We start from the raw sequence: 17,707 nt of genomic DNA on the forward strand, positions 1-17,707 counted from the left end.
TGGGAGGACAGTCGTTCGGTACTGCGACCGTCCGCAATCGAGGGATCACGCGGTATGGGTCCCGGGCCTTCGCCGGGACGACAGCAATGCGTGGCGTCGCCGCGACCCGCCCTACTGATCCGACCCGAACTTGAACTTGCCGTCGCCTTCCAGGTACGGGCCGCTGCGCATGTAGAGCTGACCGTTGTGGCCGAGGAAGAACAGCGTGCCCTTCGGCACCTTCTTGGCGCCTTTCAGGAGTTCGCCGGCATTGCTGGTCCCCATCTTGTAGGAAAGGGTCTTGCCGTCTTTGTCATAGGCGTAGCCGGTGTCGGGCTTGAGCTCCCAAGGTGTTGCAGCGGTCTGCGCCAATGCGGGTGTAGCGAACGCGCCGAGCACGGCCGTCACCAAAAAAATTCTTGTCGAAAATGCCATCACCCTATCCTCCCCATCGAGGCTCCCGGCTTGAACAAATCACGAACGGCGCTTGCAGGTCAATTTGCGAAAGCGCCGCAGCGCATCACGTCTTGCCGAGCAGTTTGTGATTTTCCCTTCGTCCCCGCGCGACTATGTTCCGCTTTCCGTCTAGAACGCAATTCGACAAAAACATTGGGTAGGGGATGATTCGAATGAACCTCGTCATTAAAGCTTGCTGGGCCGCCGGCCTGTTGCTGACGGCACTCGCGCCGGCCGCCCGGGCCGATGATTACCAGCTCAGCCACAACCAGAGGATTTCGTGCAGCCGCGGCCTGGCTCCGGGCAAGCTGAACACCGCGACCTGCAAGTCCTACACCTATCTCTTCAACACCAAGACCTCGGAATATTTCCGCTGCCAGGTCTCGCTGGCGCTGACCCGCGACAACAAGGAAGTTATCAACGTCCAGACCGACGGCGCCTGCACCAAGAAGCCGCGCATCTTTGAGACCGATGGCCACTACGATTTCGACGCCACCGAGACCGAGCCGCCGAACACCAATTCGTTCTTCGGCCCTGGTGGCTACTCGGTTTGGGCCGCCGACGTCAGCGCGCAGAAGGTGCGCGGCTGCATCATCATCTCCTCCGGCCTCGGCTCCGACATCTCCAAATGCCTGGACATGGCCTTCCAGTGAGGGGCTGACCAGACCTGACTGCGCCACCTCGCCGCACTCGCCGGGTTCCCCAAAAATCGAGCCAGGACAGCCATTTATCGCAGTCCTGTTTGACTTTTGGATGGGTTGACCCGCACCCCTCATCCGGCCAACTTCCCGGCCGGTTTGGGGAGTAGAAAGATCATGAAACGGACGATTTTCGGCGTGGCCACGGCTCTTGCTCTGGCGGCGTCGGCACCTTGCGCGCAGGCGCAATCCTTCATCAACGTGCTGACCGGCGGCACCTCCGGCGTCTACTATCCGCTCGGGGTCGCGATCGGGAAGATCTACGGCGACAAGATTCCGAACGTGAAGACGCAGGTGCAGGCCACCAAGGCGTCGGTCGAGAATCTGATCCTGCTCCAGCAGGGCCGCGGCGAACTGGCGTTCACGCTGGGCGACTCGCTGAAAGCCGCCTGGGACGGTGAGGAGGAGGCGGGCTTCAAGACCAAGCTCGACAAGCTCAGGACCATCGGCGCGATCTATCCGAACTACATCCAGATCGTCGCGACCGCCGAGAGCGGCATCAAGACGCTGGCGGACCTCAAGGGCAAGAGCCTGTCGGTCGGCGCGCCGAAATCTGGTACGGAGCTGAATTCGCGCGCGATCCTGGCGGCGGCCGGCATGAGCTACAAGGATCTCGGCAAGGTGGAGTATCTGCCGTTTGCCGAATCCGTCGATCTCATGAAAAACCGCCAGCTCGGCGCGACGCTGCAATCGGCCGGCCTTGGCGTGGCCTCGCTGAAGGATCTGTCGACCTCGAGCCCGATCGTTGTGGTGTCGGTGCCGAAGGAGACCGTCGACAAGATCGGCCTGCCGTTCATCGCGGCAACCATTCCCGCAAATACTTACACCGGGCAGGACAAGGACGTGCCAACCGCGGCCGTGGTCAACTATCTCGTCACCAGCTCGGCGGTGTCGGACGATCTCGCCTACCAGATGACAAAACTGGTCTACGAGTCGCTGCCCGAGCTCGCCAACGCGCATGCGGCCGGCAAGGAGATCAAGCTCGAGACGGCCGCCAGCGGCAGCCCGGTTCCGCTGCACCCCGGCGCGATCCGCTATTACAAGGAAAAAGGGCTGATCAAGTAATCAGCTCTCGTTATCGGACGTCATGGCCGGGCTTGTCCCGGCCATCCACGTTCTAAGAGCAGGCGAGAAAGTCCGTGGATGCCCGGGACAAGCCCGGGCATGACGGTCTGGAGGCGCTGTGCAATGTTATAAGCGCCACGGCGATCGGCGCGGGGACATATCGATGTTGCAAGCAGAGGGCAGCGAAGCGCCCATCAAGGTCGAGTTCGACAATTTCGAGCACGGTTTTCCGGAAGGCTTTGGCCCGGGCTGGTGGGGCGCTCTTGCGTACTGGAGCGGCATCGCCTTCGCGACCTTCCAGCTTTATGTCGCGGCCTTCAACTATCTGCCGAGCCAGGTGGTGCGCGGCGTCCACGTCGGTTTCCTCATTCTCCTCACCTTCGGCCTGATCGGCAACTTCACCGCCAAAAGCGATTTCGGCCGCGCGATCGGCTGGCTGATCGGCGGCGCCGGCTTTCTGTGCGGGCTCTATCAGTGGATATTCTATGCGGATCTCATCGCGCGTGACGGCGATCCGACGCGCCTCGATCTTATGGTCGGCACGCTGCTCGCCGTCCTGATCTTCGAGGGGACGCGGCGGCTGATGGGCGCGGCGCTCCCGCTGATGTGCGGCGCCTGCCTCGTCTACTGGTTCTTCGGCCAGTATCTGCCGTCGCCGCTCAACCATCGCGGCTATGATTTCGACCAGATCGTCACGCATCTGTCGTTCGGCACCGAGGGCTTCTACGGCGTGCCGATCTACGTCTCGGCGACCTATATCTTCCTCTTCATCCTGTTCGGCTCGTTCCTGGAGCGCGCCGGCATGATCCAGCTCTTCACCGACGTTTCTCTTGGGTTATTCGGCAGGACCCGCGGCGGCCCGGCCAAGGTCGCGGTGTTCGCCTCGGGCATGATGGGCACGATCTCCGGCTCCGGCGTTGCCAACGTCGTCACCGTCGGCCAGTTCACCATTCCGCTGATGATCAGGTTCGGCTATCGCCGCGCGTTCGCGGCCGGCGTCGAGGCGACGGCCTCGATGGGTGGGCAGATCATGCCGCCGGTGATGGGCGCGGTTGCCTTCATCATGGCGGAGACGCTCGGTGTGCAGTACTCGGAGGTCGTGAAGGCGGCCGCGATTCCCGCGATGCTCTATTTCGCCTCCGCTTTCTGGATGGTGCATCTGGAAGCCGGCAAGCACGGCCTCACCGGCATGAAGAAGTCGGAGACCCCGAGCGCCTGGAAGGCGCTGGTGAAGGGTTGGTACCTCGTGTTGCCGCTCGCAGCCCTCGTCTACATGCTGTTCGAAGGCTTTACGCCACTCTATGCCGGTAGCATGGGCCTCGCGCTCACAGTTGGTCTGATCCTTGGGACCGCCATCACGACGGGCGCGTCTTCGATGGCGATCCGCTACATCTTCTGGATCGGACTCGCGCTCGTCGTTGCCGCGCTGTCGCGCGACGGCCTTCAGATCGTGCCGGTCGCCTGCGTCGTCGTCGCATTGATCGTGATCACTGCGTTCGTGCGTGGCGGATTTTCCGCCTTGCGCGCCTGCCGCGATGCGCTAGCCGAAAGCGCGAAATCCGCCATCACCGTCGGCATGGCCTGCGCCATCGTCGGCGTCATCATCGGCATGATGTCGCAGACCGGCGTCGGAACCATCTTCGGCGGCTGGGTGATCGGCCTCGGCGAGAAGAGCCTGTTCCTGGCGCTGATCATGACCATGCTGCTGTCGATCCTGCTCGGCACCGGCATCCCGACCATCCCGACCTACATCATCACGGCAGCGCTCGCGGCGCCCGCGCTGGCGAAACTCGGCGTGCCGCTGATCGCGAGCCACATGTTCGCGTTCTATTACGGCATCATGGCCGACCTCTCGCCGCCGGTGGCACTGGCAGCGTTAGCCGCAGCACCGATCGCGAAGGAAAACCCGGACAAGATCGGCTGGGAGGCGATGCGCATCGCGCTCGCCGGCTACGTCATCCCCTTCATCTTCGTCTATTCGCCGGCGCTGATGCTGCAGGCCGGCGATCCCATGGCTGCCAAGCTCGGCTTCTACGGCGCGGTGGCATTGGCGGCCTTGAAGGCCCTGGTGGCGATCGCCCTATTCGGCATGGTCGCGATCGGCTTTTTGTTCACGCGGCTGACGCTGCTCGAACGTGTCGTCGCGCTTGCTGGCGCGCTGTGCCTGCTCGGCGACTTCCCGTTCAGCGACACCGCGGGCTTCCTGCTCGCCGCGGCGATCGTGCTGTGGCAGTGGCGGCAGCGTCCGCCGGCGCCGGTCGAGGCGGTGTGAGCCTCTGCTTCGTCACAGCCTCAGGCGTGAAGGCGCTGGCGCTGTCCGCGTTCACGCTGGTGTGGACGCATTCGATCGCGAAGGTCGACTGGCAGGAAGACTGGCGCGTCACCCCCGCCGGGCTCGAACTGACGCAGGCCCGCGTGAAGGGCACCGGCCCCGGCATGGAGCCGCCGCCCGAGGCGCGGCTGGTCGACGGCTGGTTTCAGTGGAGGCCCGCGCGGGCGCCAATGCCGGAGGTCGTGCTGGGCAATTCGGGCGCGGCTGGCGAATGGCGGCTATGCCATGACGGCAAGTGCCGGACGTTGTCCGAGATTGTCGGTCATCCCATTGGTGCTAACGTCACAAAGATGAGCGTCTGCAAAGATCCGTAGCCCGGATGGTGCGCAGCGCAATCTGGGGAAAGCGACCTCGGATTGCGCTGCGCTCCATCCGGGCTACAAAGAACAACAACACGGGAGACACGCGATGGATCGGCTCAAGGGCAAGGTTGCAATGGTGGTGGGCGCCGGCTCGATCGGACCCGGTTGGGGCAACGGCAAGGCCACCGCGGTGACCTTTGCACGCGAGGGCGCGCAGGTGTTTTGCGTCGATCGCAACGGCGCGGCCGCCGAGGAGACCGCGAAGATCATCACGGACGAAGGCGGCAAGGCGAGCGCGTTCACAACCGACGTCTCGCATGAGCGCGAGGTCGAGGCGATGGTCGCAGCGTGCCTGAAGGCCTACGGCCGCATCGACGTACTCGACAATAATGTCGGCATCGCCGAGATGGGCAGCGTCGTCGAAGTGACCGAGGAGAGCTGGGACCGCGTCTTCAGCGTCAACCTCAAGAGCGCCTATTTCGCCATGAAGCACGTCATCCCTTTGATGGTGAAACAGGGCGGCGGCTCGATCATCAACATCTCCTCGATCGCCTCGATCCGCCACATGGGCATCTCCTACGTCACCTACGGCACCTCAAAGGCGGCGATGAACCAGATGACGCGCACCACCGCGATCGAATTCGCGCGCCACCATGTCCGCGTCAACGCGATCCTGCCCGGCCTGATGAAGACGCCGATGGTGGAGCATTCCGCCGGTCTCGCCGCCAGCTATGCCAAGGGCGACGTCGAAGCGATGTGGCGGGCGCGCGATGCGCAAGTGCCGATGGGCCACATGGGCGACGCCTTCGACGTCGCTAACGCCGCGCTGTTTCTGGCCTCGGACGAAGCGAAATATGTGACGGGGATCGAGCTCGTGGTGGACGGCGGGATCACGTGCAAGGCGGGGGCTTAAAGCACTTCAGTCAGTTCCGTCATCCTGAGGTGCGAGCCATGGGGCGCAACGCGCGCCATGGGGAGCCTCGAAGGATGAGCGGCCACGATGCAGCCGGGCCGTCGCCCTTCGAGGGCGCTGAAGAAGCGGCCGCCTCAGGGTGACGGGTTACGTGGGCTGCTTTATTGCGCCAGCGCGAGAATCCCGCCGGCGAGTGAATGCCATGCCGCCGTTTCGCTGATCGGCCAGTTCAGCACCTTCACCGCCAGCAGCGCGAGCGTGCCGGTGATGTAGACCGGGTGCACGCGGCCCCCGGTGCGCCAGTCGCGCACCATGGCGACGACGAGCAGCAGCGAGGCGACCACGGCCGGCGCGATCGTGACCGGCACCGGCGGCGGCCCGGGCGGTCCGGGAGGTGCGAGGAAGGTGAGAAACCAGCGCGCGATCGCGGCATCAAGGATAGAGACCGCCGCGAGCAGCATCAGACGTTTGTGAATCTCAGGCTTTCGCGTGTTCATGATCGCCAGCACGAATACACCAGCGAAGAACGCGATCCCGCTCATCGGCACGATCGAGAAGGCGATGCCGGCCTCTTTCTGTCCGAGCGCCGCGGAATGCTGCATCACATGCACGGAGGCAAGGAAGCCGAAGATCGTCATCGCGGTCGCGAGCGAAACGCCGGCGATGCCGAGCGCACGGTGATTGACCACGCGACCTGAGGCGGCGAGCCAGGTCTGGATCACGAAATAGAGAGACCAGGTGAAGAACAATAGACCATGGAAATGAATGACGGGACTTGCGGACAGTGTCCGTTGCGCGAGCGGCACAAAATAGGTCGGTGCGAAGCCGAGAAAAGCGGTGGCCGCGCAGGCCATTGCCATGTGGAGATAGAAATATCGTGCGGGCGCCGCATCTTGCGCGCGCACACGACGGTCGTCGATCAGGGTCGTCATCTGGAGTGTGTCTGAAGAGATGGCGTTTGGTTCAAGCCCCTAACCACCTGTGCAGGGCGCTGGTCGTGTCCAACAGGATTTTAACCGCCGGCGCTCAATTCTGCGCGATCGAGCTCTTCCTCAATCCGATGGAACGCATCGTCGCCGATCACTTCCTTTGCGCGAAGGTCGAAGATCGACTTTCTCGCGGCCGCGATTCCACGACGGCGTAGCGGGTCGGCGGGCAGTTCGCCGTTGGCGATGCCGCCATGGGGATCGTCGTCGGCCTGCATCAGGATGGCGCGATATTCGAGCCGCAGGATTTCCGCTTCCTCCGACGGATCGTCCTCGATCGCGTCGAGCGCCGCGCGATAGGCGACGGCGCGGGCGCGCGCGACCTCGATGCCGACGGGATCGTCGTCCTTGAGACCGAACGCCAGGATCAGCGGCCGCAGCGTCAGGCCCTGCACGATTAGCGTGCCGAGCACGACGGCAAACGCCGAGAAGACGATGAAGTCACGATGCGGAAAGCTTTTCGGCAAGGCAAAGGCGGTGGCGAGGGTGACGAGGCCGCGCATGCCACACCAGGAGATGATGAGGCCGCCCTTGGCCGAGGCGACCTGCTTCGGGTCCTTGGCGTGATAGATCCCGTGCGCGATCAGCGCGCGCAGCGTCGTGCGGTAGAATGTGATCCAGGCCAGGCGCACCAGGACCACCGTGAGCAGGATCCAGGCCGCGGCCACGCAATACTCCCAGCGCACGTCCGCATCGAGCCGTGTCCAGATCGGCCGCATCTGCATGCCGATCAGCATGAAGGCGAGCACATTGAGCACGAACACCATGGTCTCCCACACCGCATAGGAAGGTACACGCAGCCGCGCAGGCATGCGTGCCCCCGCCGTGCGCGCGATGGTGATGCCGTAGACCACGATGGTGAGGATGCCGGAGAGCCCGAGATGTTCGGCGGCAATCCAGACCATGAAGGTGGTGGCGAACTGCACGATGATCGCGCTCGGCGCTTCCTTCACGCGTTCCATGAACAGCGGGATGATGCGGCCTGCGACCAGGCCCGCGACGACGCTGCCGACCAGCGCCAGCGCCATGGTCGGCGCGATCTGGCTCCATGCCAGATGCTCGGTGGCGACCGCGCCGACCGCGATGCGATAGATCAGGAGCGCGGTCGCGTCGTTGAGCAGGCTCTCGCCCTCCAGAACCTTGACCATGCGGTGAGGCAGCTTCACCTGGCTCAGGATCGCGACCGCGGCGGCCGCGTCCGGCGGGGCCACGATGGCGCCGAGCGCAACCGCGGCGACCCAGGGCATGTCAGGCATCAGCCGGTGCGCGACGTAGGCCACAGCGGCCGTGGTCAGGCCGACGGCGGCGACGACCAGGGTGGCGACCGGAACCCAATTGTTGCGGAGATCGCGCAACGACGTGTCGAAGGCGGCATCGAGCAGGACCGGTGCGACAAAAAGAGCCAATGCCAGATCGGGCTCCAGCGTCCAGGACGGGCTCGATGGCACAAACGCAATCAGCGCGCCCCCAATCGCGAGAAAGGTCGGGTAGGGGACCTTGATCCGCCGCGCCAGCGCCGATAATGCAACGGCGCCGAGCAGAAGCACAATGATCCATTCGAATGTCGACACGTTGACCCCCGAAACCGATTTGAGCGGCGCCACAAGCTAGCACCAATCCGGCCGTATGATGGATAGTGCGGCCATAAGGCAAGACCTCAACCCGGACCTTAACTCAAGACTTTCCAACTGTGGCGAGCATGCGTTCTCTCATTCAATGGTCCGGCGTCGGGTTGCTCTTCGCGCTCTCGTTCGCTGCCGCTCATGCTGCGACCGGCGGCGAACCGGCCGCGGTCCCGCAGGTCGACATCGCGCCCTGCCTCGCGGCTGCCGCAGCCGACGACATTGACAAGGCCGCCACGGCCTGCGCTGCCGTGATCGACAACGAGAAGACGGCGAAGGCCGACCTGATCAAGGCCCTGACCGCGCGCGGCGCGCTGTTTTCTCGGCGTGATCAGGTCGACCGCGCGATAGCCGATGACAGCCGCGCCCTGGAGCTCGATTCCGGTCTCGCCGATATCTTCAACGCGCGGGGCGAGCTCTGGCTGAGGAAGGGCGACAAGCCCAAGGCGGTGCAGGATTTCGCCGCGGCGTTGAAAATCGACCCGAACCACGAGAAGGCCAAGGCCAATCACAAGGCGATGGCGCGCGAGATCGAGCGGATCGGCGCGCAGATGGCGGTCGCGGGCAAGCCCAGCTTCAATTGCAGGGGTGCGCGCCGCCCCGTCGAGAAGGCGATCTGCGCCAACCGCGAGCTCGCCGATCTCGATCGCGAGGTCTTTGCGGCCAACGCGCGCGTCTTGCGCGAAGCGCGCAATGCAAGCGAAGCGAAGGCGCTTCAACGCGAGCAGGACGATTTCATCGCCCGCCGCAATGCCGGGTTCGGCCGGCCGGGGTACGATCTGAAGAAGGCGATGCAGGAGCGGCTGCGGCGGCTGAACGGGGCTGACGGGTATTGAGGCTCCTCGTGTCCCCGTAAGAGCGGGCGAGCAAGGGAGGGGTCGATACGCCCCTGACACGCCTCGATTTGAACCGATTCTTTGGCCGCCGCGACAATGGTGAAAGCCTGATGTCCCGGAGTCCTATGCCATGTGCGGCACGCATCCTTCCGCGCAAATGTTCTCGTTTGCAAAAATCTCGTTTCGCTCGCTCCTTCTCAGCGCGGCCATGAGCGTCATCCTCGTCGCCCCCGCGACGGCTGGTGTCGATTGCGTGATGGGGAGCAAGGCCGCCCCGGCTGAGCTGATCCCGGCCTGCAGCGCTATCGTCGACCAGGCCTCAAATCCATCCTCCGATCGCGCCGCGGCATTGCTGGTGCGCGCCGACGCCAATGCGCGGACCTCGGGCGGCCTCACGCAGGCGCTGCGAGATATCGATCGCGCCATTGCGCTCGATGGCAAAAACGCAAAAGCCTGGCGCCTGCGCGGCGATCTCCTCCGGGAGGCTGGCGGCGATCTCAACCGCGCCGCGGCGGACCTCAGCAAGGCCATCGAGCTCGATCCGCAGGATTCGGAATCTTACGAGCTGCGCGGCGTCGTCTACACCAACCAGCGCCGGCTAGATCGCGCGCTTGCCGATTACGACCAGGCGATCAAGCTGAAGCCTGACAATGCACAGGCCTGGTCCGACCGCGGCGTGACCTATTATCTCGGCGGCGACAACGAGAAGGCAATCCGCGATCTCAGCGAGGCGTTGCGGCTCGATCCGAACCGGCCGCGCAGCTACACCAATCGTGGCGCCGCCTACAAGAAGCTCGGCCAGCTCGAGAAGTCGGTTGCCGACGACGGCGAGGCGATCAGGCTCGATCCGAAGGTGCCCGAATATTACGACAATCGCGGGCTGTCGCTGGCTGCGATGGGCGAGTACGACAAGGCGATTGCCGATTACGATCAGGCGCTGCGGCTGGCGCCGCGGCCGAACTTCTTCACCAACCGCGGCGACTCCTATCACCTCAAGGGTGAGCTTGGCGCGGCGCTGAGCGACTACGAGGCCGCGCTGAAACTCGATCCGAATTTTGCGCAGACCTACAACAACCGCGCCGTGCTCTACAAGAAGACGGGCGAGCGCAGGAAGGCGCTGGCCGACTACGAAACCGCGCTCAAACTCGATCCCGGCAATGACAACGCCGCCGCCGGCCGCCGCGCTATGATCGCGGAGATCGCGAAATTCGGCGGCGAGCTGCTGCGGCCGCTCGCAGCGAATTCCGGCAATGGCCCGTCGTTCGATTGTGCCACTGCGAAGCGCGAGGTTGAGAAGGTAATTTGTGCCGATCCACAGCTGGGCGTGCTCGATCGCCAGATCGCCGAGACCTATGAGCGCGTGCTGAAATCGGCCAGGTCCCGCCCGGCCGGCGACCTCTGTCGCACCCAGCGCGATTTCCTCGCCGCCCGCAATACCAGCTTCGGCCGCCCGGGCTATGATCTGAAGAAGGTCATGCAGGAGCGGCTGCAGCGGCTGAATGCGATGGATAGCTGAGCATTGTTCTTTTGAGCTTGAACCGCGGCCCGTTCCCGGGAAAATACCCCTCAAACAAGGCCGGTACTTGATCCCTGTCATGGCGGAACGTTTGTCCTGCCACAAGGTCAAGGCCAGGCGGATAAGGGAACGGGAGCGCGGGAATGAACGTCCGAGGAAACGTCGACGGAAAAAGCCTCTATCACGAGGTTTATACGCGTTCGCTGGCCGATCCTGAGGGCTTTTGGGCCGAGGCGGCCAAGGAGATCGACTGGATCGAGCCGCCGAAAAAGATCTTCGATCCCTCGCAGGGCGTCTACGGCCGCTGGTACAGCGGTGGCGTCGTCAACACCTGCTACAACGCGCTCGACCGCCACGTCGAACGCGGCCGCGCCGACCAGATCGCGCTGATCCATGATTCGCCGCTGGCAAATAGCGTCACCAAACTCAGCTACGCCGAACTGCTGGCCGAAGTGCAGGCGCTCGCCGCCATCATGCAGGATTTTGGTGTCGCCAAGGGCGATCGCGTCATCCTCTATATGCCGATGGTCCCGGAGGCCGTCGTCGCGATGCTCGCCTGCGCGCGCATTGGCGCTGTGCACTCCGTGGTGTTCGGCGGCTTTGCCGCGAAAGAGCTCGCCACCCGCATCGACGATGCGCAGCCAAAGCTGATCCTGTCGGCGAGCTGCGGCATCGAGCCCGGCCGGATCGTGCAGTACAAGCCGCTGCTCGACGAGGCGATCAGGCTTGCGGGCGCAAAGCCGAAGGCCTGCATCGTGCTGCAACGTCCGCAGCTCGTCTGCGCCCTCACGCCCGGCCGCGACTATGATTGGGCGGGCCTGCGCCGCAAGGCGATGAACGACGGCAAGCAGGCGCCTTGCGTGCCCGTCGCCGCTACCGATCCGCTCTACATCCTCTATACCTCAGGCACGACCGGCATTCCCAAGGGCGTCGTGCGCGACAATGGCGGCCATCTTGTCGCGGTGAAATGGTCCATGTTCAACCTCTATGGCGTCAAGCCGGGTGAGGTCTGGTGGTGCGGCTCCGACATCGGCTGGGTGGTCGGCCACAGCTACATCGTCTACGGCCCGCTGCTGCACGGCGCGACCTCGATCATGTATGAGGGCAAGCCGGTCGGCACGCCCGATGCCGGCGCGTTCTGGCGCGTGATCAGCGAGCACAAGGCTGTCGCCTTCTTCACTGCGCCGACCGCGTTCCGCGCGATACGGAAAGAAGATCCGGAAGGAAAATTCATCCGGCAATACGACCTCTCGACGTTCCGCACGCTGTTCCTGGCCGGCGAGCGCGCCGATCCGCCGACGGTGGAATGGGCGGAGCAGCAGTTGAAAGTGCCTGTCATCGACCATTGGTGGCAGACCGAGACCGGCTGGTGTATCGCCGGCAATCCGGTTGGCTTAGGCCAGCTGCCGGTGAAGCACGGCTCGCCCACAGTGCCGATGCCGGGCTATCAGGTCGACGTGGTCGACGAAGCGGCAAAGCCGGTCGGTCCGAACACCATGGGCTCGATCGTCATCAAGCTTCCGATGCCGCCGGGCTGCCTGCCGACGCTGTGGAATCAGGACGAACGTTTCAAGGAAGCCTATCTCACCGAATTCCCCGGCTACTACAAAACGTCTGATGCCGGCTACAAGGACGAAGACGGCTATGTCTTCGTCATGGGCCGCACCGACGACATCATCAACGTCGCCGGCCATCGGCTCTCCACCGGCGGCATGGAGGAGATCCTGGCTTCGCATCCCGATGTCGCCGAATGCGCCGTGCTCGGCGTCAAGGACGCGATCAAGGGCGAGGTACCCTGCGGCTTCCTGGTGCTCAAGGCGGGTGTGAAGCGGGCCCCCGCCGAGATCGAGAAGGAGATCATCGCGCTGGTGCGCGACAAGCTCGGTCCCGTTGCCGCGTTCAAGCTCGCCATCACCGTCGGCCGCCTGCCCAAGACGCGCTCCGGAAAGATCTTGCGCGGCACCATCAAGAAGATAGCGGATGGTGAAGCTTGGACTATGCCGGCGACGATCGAGGACCCCAAGGTGCTCGACGAGATCGGCGACGCGCTGAAGGGGCGGGTGTGAATTTGCTTTGCGAGGATAGCCATTGAGGCGCGACGCCGCCTCTCCAATCCCGCTGTCATCGCCTGCGCAGGCAGGCCATTCCCCGCTTTCGCGGGGAATGACACTGGTAGCGGGAACGGCGTCCAGGGACTTACATTCTCCTCATTCCGCGCTAAACAGAGCGGGCCAATAGGGGACCTCGTATGCCACTCGCCGCTGCGCCGCGCCTGCTTGCAGCTGTGCTGCTTGCCATCATTCTCTCCGCCTGCTCCGCGCGCTACCAGACACCGGTGGCGATGGGCGGCGATGATGACGACGCGGTCTGCCAGGGCCGCGGCTATGCGGCCGGCTCGCCCGAATACGTGGCCTGTCGCAAGGACCGCGACGTCCAGCGCAGTGCCGCGACCACCCGCGCCGACCGTCGCCAGCGCGACCTCGGCGAATACATGCTGAACCATCCGGACCGGCCATGATGTAAGCAGCGGCACTATCCTGCCGCGACACATCTGCAACGCCGCAGCCGAATCGCAATCGCATTTGTCCTGATTTTGATCGGCATCAAATCCTTCACCATCGCCTTTCTGCTCTGACGCTGATGTCGCGCAACGAAGCGCGCACATGGCTGAAGGGGAGTGCAATGGACGGAATGATAAGAAACGTGGCGCGGCTCGCGGCGCTGGGTGCGGCGCTGGTGGGGGCTATTGCCTCGGCGCGGGCCGCCGATTTGCCGATCTACAAAAAGGCGCCGCCGTCGGTAGAAGCCTTCAATCCCTGGATGGTGCGTTTGCGGGTGCTAGGCGTGTTGCCGGATGCGGGCGGCTCCACCGTCAATGTCGCCGGCGTTCCATCGCTGTCGTCGCCGAATTCGGGCCTCTCGATCAGTGATCAGGTCGTGCCCGAGCTCGACATCAGCTATTTCTTCACCAGGAATATCGCGGCCGAGCTGATCCTCGGCGTGACCCGGCATTCGATCAGCGGCACCGGCTCGCTTGCAAATCTGCCGATCGGCAAGACCACGCTGCTGCCGCCGACGCTGACCCTGCAATATCACTTCGACAATTTCGGCGCGTTCAAGCCGTACATCGGCGCCGGCGTGAACTACACCGTGTTCTTCAACAATTCCGCCGCCAACGCGCCGGCCGCGATTGTCGGTCCGCCCGCGATCGTCGCCACCACCACGAGCTTGCATGTCAGCAACGCCTTCGGTGGCGCGGTGCAGTTCGGCTTCGACTACATGCTCGATCGGCACTGGGGCTTCAACGTCGACGTCAAGAAGCTCTGGTTGCGGCCGGACTATTCGGCGACGGTCAGTGGTCTGCCAGTGACCGGCACCGCGCATATCGACCCGTGGCTGGTCGGCGGCGGCGTGACGTATAAGTTCTGAAGTTTGCGGAAGCCACAAACAAAAACGCGGCGGGTTGGCCCCGCCGCGTTCGCATTCCCATTCGATGACCAGCAGGGAGCGGAGTCTTACTCCTCCTCCTGGTCCTGCTTCTTGCCGCCGAGCGTCTTCAGCTTGGCGAACACGGCATCGACGTTGAGATCGTCGCTGGACCTCTCCGCGGGTTCGTACTCGTCCTTCTTGGTGGTTTCGGAGGCCGGCAGCAGGGTGGCGCCGCCATAGGCTGCGTCGATCGGCTTTTCCTTGGCCGCGCGCGCGACCTCGAAATCGAGCTCGATCTGCGAGCAGAGGCCGAGGGTGACCGGATCAATCGGCGTCAGCTGGGAGGTGTTCCAGTGGGTGCGATCGCGGACACTGGCGATCGTGCTCTTGGTCGTGCCGACCAGGCGCATGATCTGGGCGTCCTTGAGCTCGGCATGGTTGCGCAGCAGCCAGAGGATGGCGCTCGGGCGCTCGTGGCGGCGCGAGACCGGGGTGTAGCGCGGGCCCTTGCGCTTGGGCTGCGGCGGCAGCACCACCTTGCTCTCCTGGAGGCGGAGCCGGTAGTCCGGGTTGTTCTCGCCCTTCTCGATCTCCTCGCGGGTCAGCTGGCCATTCGAGAGGGGATCCATGCCCTTGATGCCCTGGGCGGCGTCGCCATCGGCGATCGCGCGCACCTCGAGGGGGTGCATTTTGGTGAAATCGGCGACCTGATCGAAGGTCAGCGCGGTGTTGTCGAGCAGCCAGACGGCGGTCGCCTTGGGCATCAGAGGTGCGTTGCTCATGGCAAATCTCCTTTGTGCTTCGCCCACCCCTTTGGAGGCGAAACCGGTGGTCATCAGCGATGACTGGGAATTCGGGCTATATAAGCCCGGAGGGGGTAGCCACGCAATGGTTCTGCTATAGATAGTGCCTTGACAGCGCCCGAAAGGGGGCCCAATTCCCTCTGAAGTCCCTGTAAGACCGTACCCAAGCCCTATTCATTCATCGACCGCTTCCCGCCCATTTGGCGAGGTGATTCGGTCCCGAGATCGCTCAATGTCAGCCAAACCAGACCTCAAGATCGTGCTTTGTTCTCCCCGTGGCTTCTGCGCCGGGGTGGTCCGGGCGATCGACACCGTGGAACGGGCGCTCGATAAATACGGCGCGCCCGTCTATGTTCGCCATGAGATTGTGCACAATAAATACGTCGTCGATGGGTTGAAGAAGAAGGGCGCAATCTTCGTCGAGGAACTCGCCGAGATCCCGGAAAACACCACCGCGCCGGTGGTGTTCTCGGCCCATGGCGTGCCGAAATCGGTTCCGGCCGACGCCACGTCCCGCAATTTGTTCTCGCTGGATGCGACCTGCCCCCTGGTCACCAAGGTGCACCGCGAGGCCGCAATCCATTTCAAGCGCGGCCGTGAGATCTTCCTGATCGGCCATTCCCATCATCCGGAGGTGGTGGGCACGCTCGGGCAGCTCCCGACCGGCGCCGTGACCCTGATTGAGACCGCGGAGGACGCGAAGACCATCGCCCCGAAGGATCCCAACAACCTCGCCTTCGTGACCCAGACCACGCTGTCGATCGACGACACCGCGGAGATCGTGGCGCTCCTGAAGGAGCGCTTCCCGAACATCAACGGGCCGCACAAGGAAGACATCTGCTACGCCACCACCAACCGCCAGCTCGCGGTGAAGAAGGTGGCGCCGGTGGTCGACGCCCTGATCGTTGTCGGTGCGCCTAACTCGTCGAACTCGCAGCGCCTGCGCGAAGTCGCCGAGCGCGAGGGGTGCCCGATCGCCGTCCTGGCGCAGCGCGCCACCGAAATCGACTGGAAGCGGTTCGAGAACATCACCAGCCTCGGCATCACCGCTGGCGCCTCCGCCCCGGAAGTGATCGTCGAGGAGATCATGGACGCGTTCGCCGAGCGCTTCACGCTGCATGTGGAGACGGTCTCGGCCGCGGAAGAGAACGAGTTCTTCCCGCTGCCGCGTCAGGTGCGCCCCGAAGCCGCCGCCGAGTAGACCTTCATGGCGGTCTACACCGACGTTGCCGCCGACAAGCTTGCGGACTTCCTCAACCAATACGATCTCGGCGAGTTGCTCTCCTACAAGGGCATCGCCGAGGGCGTCGAAAATTCCAACTTCCTGCTGCATACGACCAAGGGATCGTTCATCCTCACGCTCTATGAGAAGCGCGTGGCGAAGAACGATCTGCCGTTCTTCCTCGCGCTGATGACGCATCTGGCCGAGCACGGCGTCAACTGCCCGCTGCCGGTGAAGGGCGCGGACGGCGAGGCGTTACGCGAGCTGTCGGGCCGGCCGGCCGCGATCATCACCTTTCTCGAAGGCGTCTGGCCGCGCAAGCCGAACGCGGCCCATTGCGCCGGCGTCGGCGAGGGGCTCGCCAGGATGCATCTGGCCGGCGCGAATTTCGCGATCAGGCGTGCGAACGCGCTGTCGGTTCCGGGCTGGCGGCCGCTGTTCGATGCCGCGTCACAGCGGGCCGACGAGGTGCAGCCCGGCCTGCGCGCGTTCCTGAGCCACGAGCTCGATTACATCGAGAGCGGGGTCTGGCCGACGCAGCTGCCCGAAGGCGTGATTCACGCCGACCTCTTCAACGACAACGTCTTCTTCCTCGGCGACAAGCTGTCGGGGATCATCGACTTCACCTTCGCCTGCAATGATATGCTGGCTTATGACGTCGCGATCTGCCTCAACGCCTGGTGCTTCGAGCCGGATCATTCCTTCAACGTCACCAAGGCGCGGGCCTTCCTCAATGCCTATGGCCGCGTGCGAAAGCTGTCCGAGGCGGAAGAAGCCGCGCTGCCGCTGCTCGCGCGCGGAGCCGCGATGCGCTTCCTGCTGACGCGGCTGGTCGACTGGCTAAACGTTCCGCCCGGCGCGCTGGTTCGGCCGAAGGATCCGCTGGAATATGTCCGCAAGCTGCGCTTCCACCAGAGCGTTTCCAGCGTGCGCGACTACGGGCTGTCGCCGTCGGGGCTGGTGGCGTGAGCGAGCTTCCGATTGTCACGATCTACACCGACGGCGCCTGCTCGGGAAATCCGGGGCCCGGCGGCTGGGGCGCGATCCTGAAGTTCGGCGACAAGGAAAAAGAACTGAACGGCGGTGAGCGCCACACCACCAACAACCAGATGGAATTGATGGCGGCGATCTCAGCGTTGGAAGCGCTGAAGAAGCCGTGCACCGTCGATCTCTATACCGACAGCCAATATGTCCGTCAGGGCATCACCGGCTGGATCCACGGCTGGAAGCGCAACGGCTGGCGCACCGCCGACAAGAAGCCGGTGAAAAATGTCGAGCTATGGCAGCGCCTCGATGCCGCGCTGAAGCAGCACGAGATCCGCTGGCACTGGGTCAAGGGCCACGCAGGGCATCCCGAGAACGAACGCGCCGACCAGCTCGCGCGCGACGGGATCGTGAAGGCGCGGTTGCAGGCGCGGGTGGCGGAGTAGGTCTCTCCGTTCGTCATCGCCCGGCTTGACCCGGCCATCCACGTCTTGCCGCGCACGACCAAGAACGTGGATGCCCGGGACAAGCCCGGGCATGACGCCATTCTTCGAAAGGGCTAGG

At 64.1% G+C, this 17,707-nt stretch carries 17 protein-coding genes; 13 read left to right on the plus strand and 4 right to left on the minus strand.

Annotated features, from left to right (window positions below; genetic code table 11):
* Window positions 1-111: 111 nt before the first annotated feature.
* On the minus strand, window positions 112-414 hold the full coding sequence (locus ABIC03_RS22045; RefSeq protein ID WP_275170856.1) for a hypothetical protein: 303 nt from the start codon (window positions 412-414) through the stop codon (window positions 112-114).
* Window positions 415-608: 194 nt separating this feature from the next.
* Here ABIC03_RS22045 and ABIC03_RS22050 point away from each other — a divergent pair, with 194 nt between their 5' ends.
* The 5 genes from ABIC03_RS22050 (at window position 609) to ABIC03_RS22070 (ending at window position 5,745) form a co-directional block, all read left to right on the plus strand.
* Complete coding sequence (locus ABIC03_RS22050; RefSeq protein ID WP_275170857.1) at window positions 609-1,088, plus strand: hypothetical protein; 480 nt, start codon at window positions 609-611, stop codon at window positions 1,086-1,088.
* Window positions 1,089-1,250: 162 nt separating this feature from the next.
* Window positions 1,251-2,198 (plus strand): TAXI family TRAP transporter solute-binding subunit, encoded by a 948-nt coding sequence (locus ABIC03_RS22055; protein WP_354061022.1) that lies wholly within the window; start codon window positions 1,251-1,253, stop codon window positions 2,196-2,198.
* Window positions 2,199-2,361: 163 nt separating this feature from the next.
* On the plus strand, window positions 2,362-4,470 hold the full coding sequence (locus ABIC03_RS22060; protein ID WP_354061024.1) for a TRAP transporter permease: 2,109 nt from the start codon (window positions 2,362-2,364) through the stop codon (window positions 4,468-4,470).
* Window positions 4,431-4,844, plus strand: a complete 414-nt coding sequence (locus tag ABIC03_RS22065) for a DUF1850 domain-containing protein (RefSeq protein ID WP_502916948.1) — start codon at window positions 4,431-4,433, stop codon at window positions 4,842-4,844. The genes ABIC03_RS22060 and ABIC03_RS22065 overlap by 40 nt, the downstream gene beginning before the upstream one ends.
* 94 nt (window positions 4,845-4,938) lie before the next feature.
* Window positions 4,939-5,745, plus strand: a complete 807-nt coding sequence (locus tag ABIC03_RS22070) for an SDR family NAD(P)-dependent oxidoreductase (RefSeq protein WP_354061028.1) — start codon at window positions 4,939-4,941, stop codon at window positions 5,743-5,745.
* A 161-nt stretch (window positions 5,746-5,906) separates the two neighbouring features.
* Here ABIC03_RS22070 and ABIC03_RS22075 read toward each other — a convergent pair whose 3' ends face one another.
* The gene (locus ABIC03_RS22075; protein ID WP_354061030.1) at window positions 5,907-6,677 is read right to left on the minus strand and encodes a hypothetical protein; all 771 of its coding nucleotides are present in this window, start codon (window positions 6,675-6,677) and stop codon (window positions 5,907-5,909) included.
* A gap of 80 nt (window positions 6,678-6,757) precedes the next feature.
* Window positions 6,758-8,335, minus strand: coding sequence for a cation:proton antiporter (locus ABIC03_RS22080; RefSeq protein ID WP_354061032.1), 1,578 nt, complete (start codon window positions 8,333-8,335; stop codon window positions 6,758-6,760).
* Between the two features lie 95 nt (window positions 8,336-8,430).
* On the opposite strand from ABIC03_RS22080, the gene ABIC03_RS22085 reads away from it, so the two are divergent.
* From ABIC03_RS22085 to ABIC03_RS22105, 5 genes are all read left to right on the plus strand, one after another.
* Complete coding sequence (locus tag ABIC03_RS22085) at window positions 8,431-9,189, plus strand: tetratricopeptide repeat protein (protein WP_354061034.1); 759 nt, start codon at window positions 8,431-8,433, stop codon at window positions 9,187-9,189.
* A gap of 130 nt (window positions 9,190-9,319) precedes the next feature.
* Window positions 9,320-10,705 carry a tetratricopeptide repeat protein gene (locus tag ABIC03_RS22090; RefSeq protein WP_354061035.1) on the plus strand — a complete coding sequence of 462 codons (1,386 nt, stop codon included), beginning with the start codon at window positions 9,320-9,322 and terminating at the stop codon, window positions 10,703-10,705.
* Window positions 10,706-10,848: 143 nt separating this feature from the next.
* Entirely contained in the window at window positions 10,849-12,771 is a 1,923-nt protein-coding gene (locus tag ABIC03_RS22095) for a propionyl-CoA synthetase (RefSeq protein WP_354061037.1), read from the plus strand.
* A gap of 182 nt (window positions 12,772-12,953) precedes the next feature.
* Window positions 12,954-13,223 carry a hypothetical protein gene (locus ABIC03_RS22100; RefSeq protein WP_354061039.1) on the plus strand — a complete coding sequence of 90 codons (270 nt, stop codon included), beginning with the start codon at window positions 12,954-12,956 and terminating at the stop codon, window positions 13,221-13,223.
* Window positions 13,224-13,387: 164 nt separating this feature from the next.
* On the plus strand, window positions 13,388-14,134 hold the full coding sequence (locus tag ABIC03_RS22105; protein ID WP_354061041.1) for an OmpW/AlkL family protein: 747 nt from the start codon (window positions 13,388-13,390) through the stop codon (window positions 14,132-14,134).
* Between the two features lie 86 nt (window positions 14,135-14,220).
* Here the strand turns inward: ABIC03_RS22105 and ABIC03_RS22110 are convergent, their stop codons facing one another.
* On the minus strand, window positions 14,221-14,916 hold the full coding sequence (locus tag ABIC03_RS22110) for a DUF1013 domain-containing protein (RefSeq protein WP_027565675.1): 696 nt from the start codon (window positions 14,914-14,916) through the stop codon (window positions 14,221-14,223).
* 253 nt (window positions 14,917-15,169) lie between these two features.
* Here ABIC03_RS22110 and ispH point away from each other — a divergent pair, with 253 nt between their 5' ends.
* The 3 genes from ispH to rnhA are packed head-to-tail and all read left to right on the plus strand — an operon-like array spanning window position 15,170 to window position 17,589.
* A complete protein-coding gene (gene ispH / locus ABIC03_RS22115; RefSeq protein WP_007597506.1) occupies window positions 15,170-16,138 on the plus strand; it encodes a 4-hydroxy-3-methylbut-2-enyl diphosphate reductase in 969 nt (322 codons plus the stop codon).
* A gap of 6 nt (window positions 16,139-16,144) precedes the next feature.
* Window positions 16,145-17,128 (plus strand): homoserine kinase, encoded by a 984-nt coding sequence (locus ABIC03_RS22120; protein ID WP_354061043.1) that lies wholly within the window; start codon window positions 16,145-16,147, stop codon window positions 17,126-17,128.
* Complete coding sequence (rnhA, locus tag ABIC03_RS22125) at window positions 17,125-17,589, plus strand: ribonuclease HI (RefSeq protein WP_354061045.1); 465 nt, start codon at window positions 17,125-17,127, stop codon at window positions 17,587-17,589. Before ABIC03_RS22120 ends, rnhA begins: the two co-directional genes overlap by 4 nt.
* Window positions 17,590-17,707: the final 118 nt, after the last annotated feature.

Origin of the sequence: Bradyrhizobium sp. RT6a (assembly GCF_040547675.1) — a bacterium.
Lineage (GTDB): Bacteria > Pseudomonadota > Alphaproteobacteria > Rhizobiales > Xanthobacteraceae > Bradyrhizobium.

Excerpts from the sequence above, each read along its gene's own strand:
- ABIC03_RS22045 (WP_275170856.1), bottom strand. The coding sequence starts at position 414 with ATGGCATTTTCGACAAGAATTTTTTTGGTGACGGCCGTGCTCGGCGCG.
- ABIC03_RS22050 (WP_275170857.1), top strand. The coding sequence starts at position 609 with ATGAACCTCGTCATTAAAGCTTGCTGGGCCGCCGGCCTGTTGCTGACG.
- ABIC03_RS22055 (WP_354061022.1), top strand. The coding sequence starts at position 1,251 with ATGAAACGGACGATTTTCGGCGTGGCCACGGCTCTTGCTCTGGCGGCG.
- ABIC03_RS22060 (WP_354061024.1), top strand. The coding sequence starts at position 2,362 with ATGTTGCAAGCAGAGGGCAGCGAAGCGCCCATCAAGGTCGAGTTCGAC.
- ABIC03_RS22070 (WP_354061028.1), top strand. The coding sequence starts at position 4,939 with ATGGATCGGCTCAAGGGCAAGGTTGCAATGGTGGTGGGCGCCGGCTCG.
- ABIC03_RS22075 (WP_354061030.1), bottom strand. The coding sequence starts at position 6,677 with ATGACGACCCTGATCGACGACCGTCGTGTGCGCGCGCAAGATGCGGCG.
- ABIC03_RS22085 (WP_354061034.1), top strand. The coding sequence starts at position 8,431 with ATGCGTTCTCTCATTCAATGGTCCGGCGTCGGGTTGCTCTTCGCGCTC.
- ABIC03_RS22090 (WP_354061035.1), top strand. The coding sequence starts at position 9,320 with ATGTGCGGCACGCATCCTTCCGCGCAAATGTTCTCGTTTGCAAAAATC.
- ABIC03_RS22095 (WP_354061037.1), top strand. The coding sequence starts at position 10,849 with ATGAACGTCCGAGGAAACGTCGACGGAAAAAGCCTCTATCACGAGGTT.
- ABIC03_RS22100 (WP_354061039.1), top strand. The coding sequence starts at position 12,954 with ATGCCACTCGCCGCTGCGCCGCGCCTGCTTGCAGCTGTGCTGCTTGCC.
- ABIC03_RS22105 (WP_354061041.1), top strand. The coding sequence starts at position 13,388 with ATGGACGGAATGATAAGAAACGTGGCGCGGCTCGCGGCGCTGGGTGCG.
- ABIC03_RS22110 (WP_027565675.1), bottom strand. The coding sequence starts at position 14,916 with ATGAGCAACGCACCTCTGATGCCCAAGGCGACCGCCGTCTGGCTGCTC.
- ispH (WP_007597506.1), top strand. The coding sequence starts at position 15,170 with ATGTCAGCCAAACCAGACCTCAAGATCGTGCTTTGTTCTCCCCGTGGC.
- ABIC03_RS22120 (WP_354061043.1), top strand. The coding sequence starts at position 16,145 with ATGGCGGTCTACACCGACGTTGCCGCCGACAAGCTTGCGGACTTCCTC.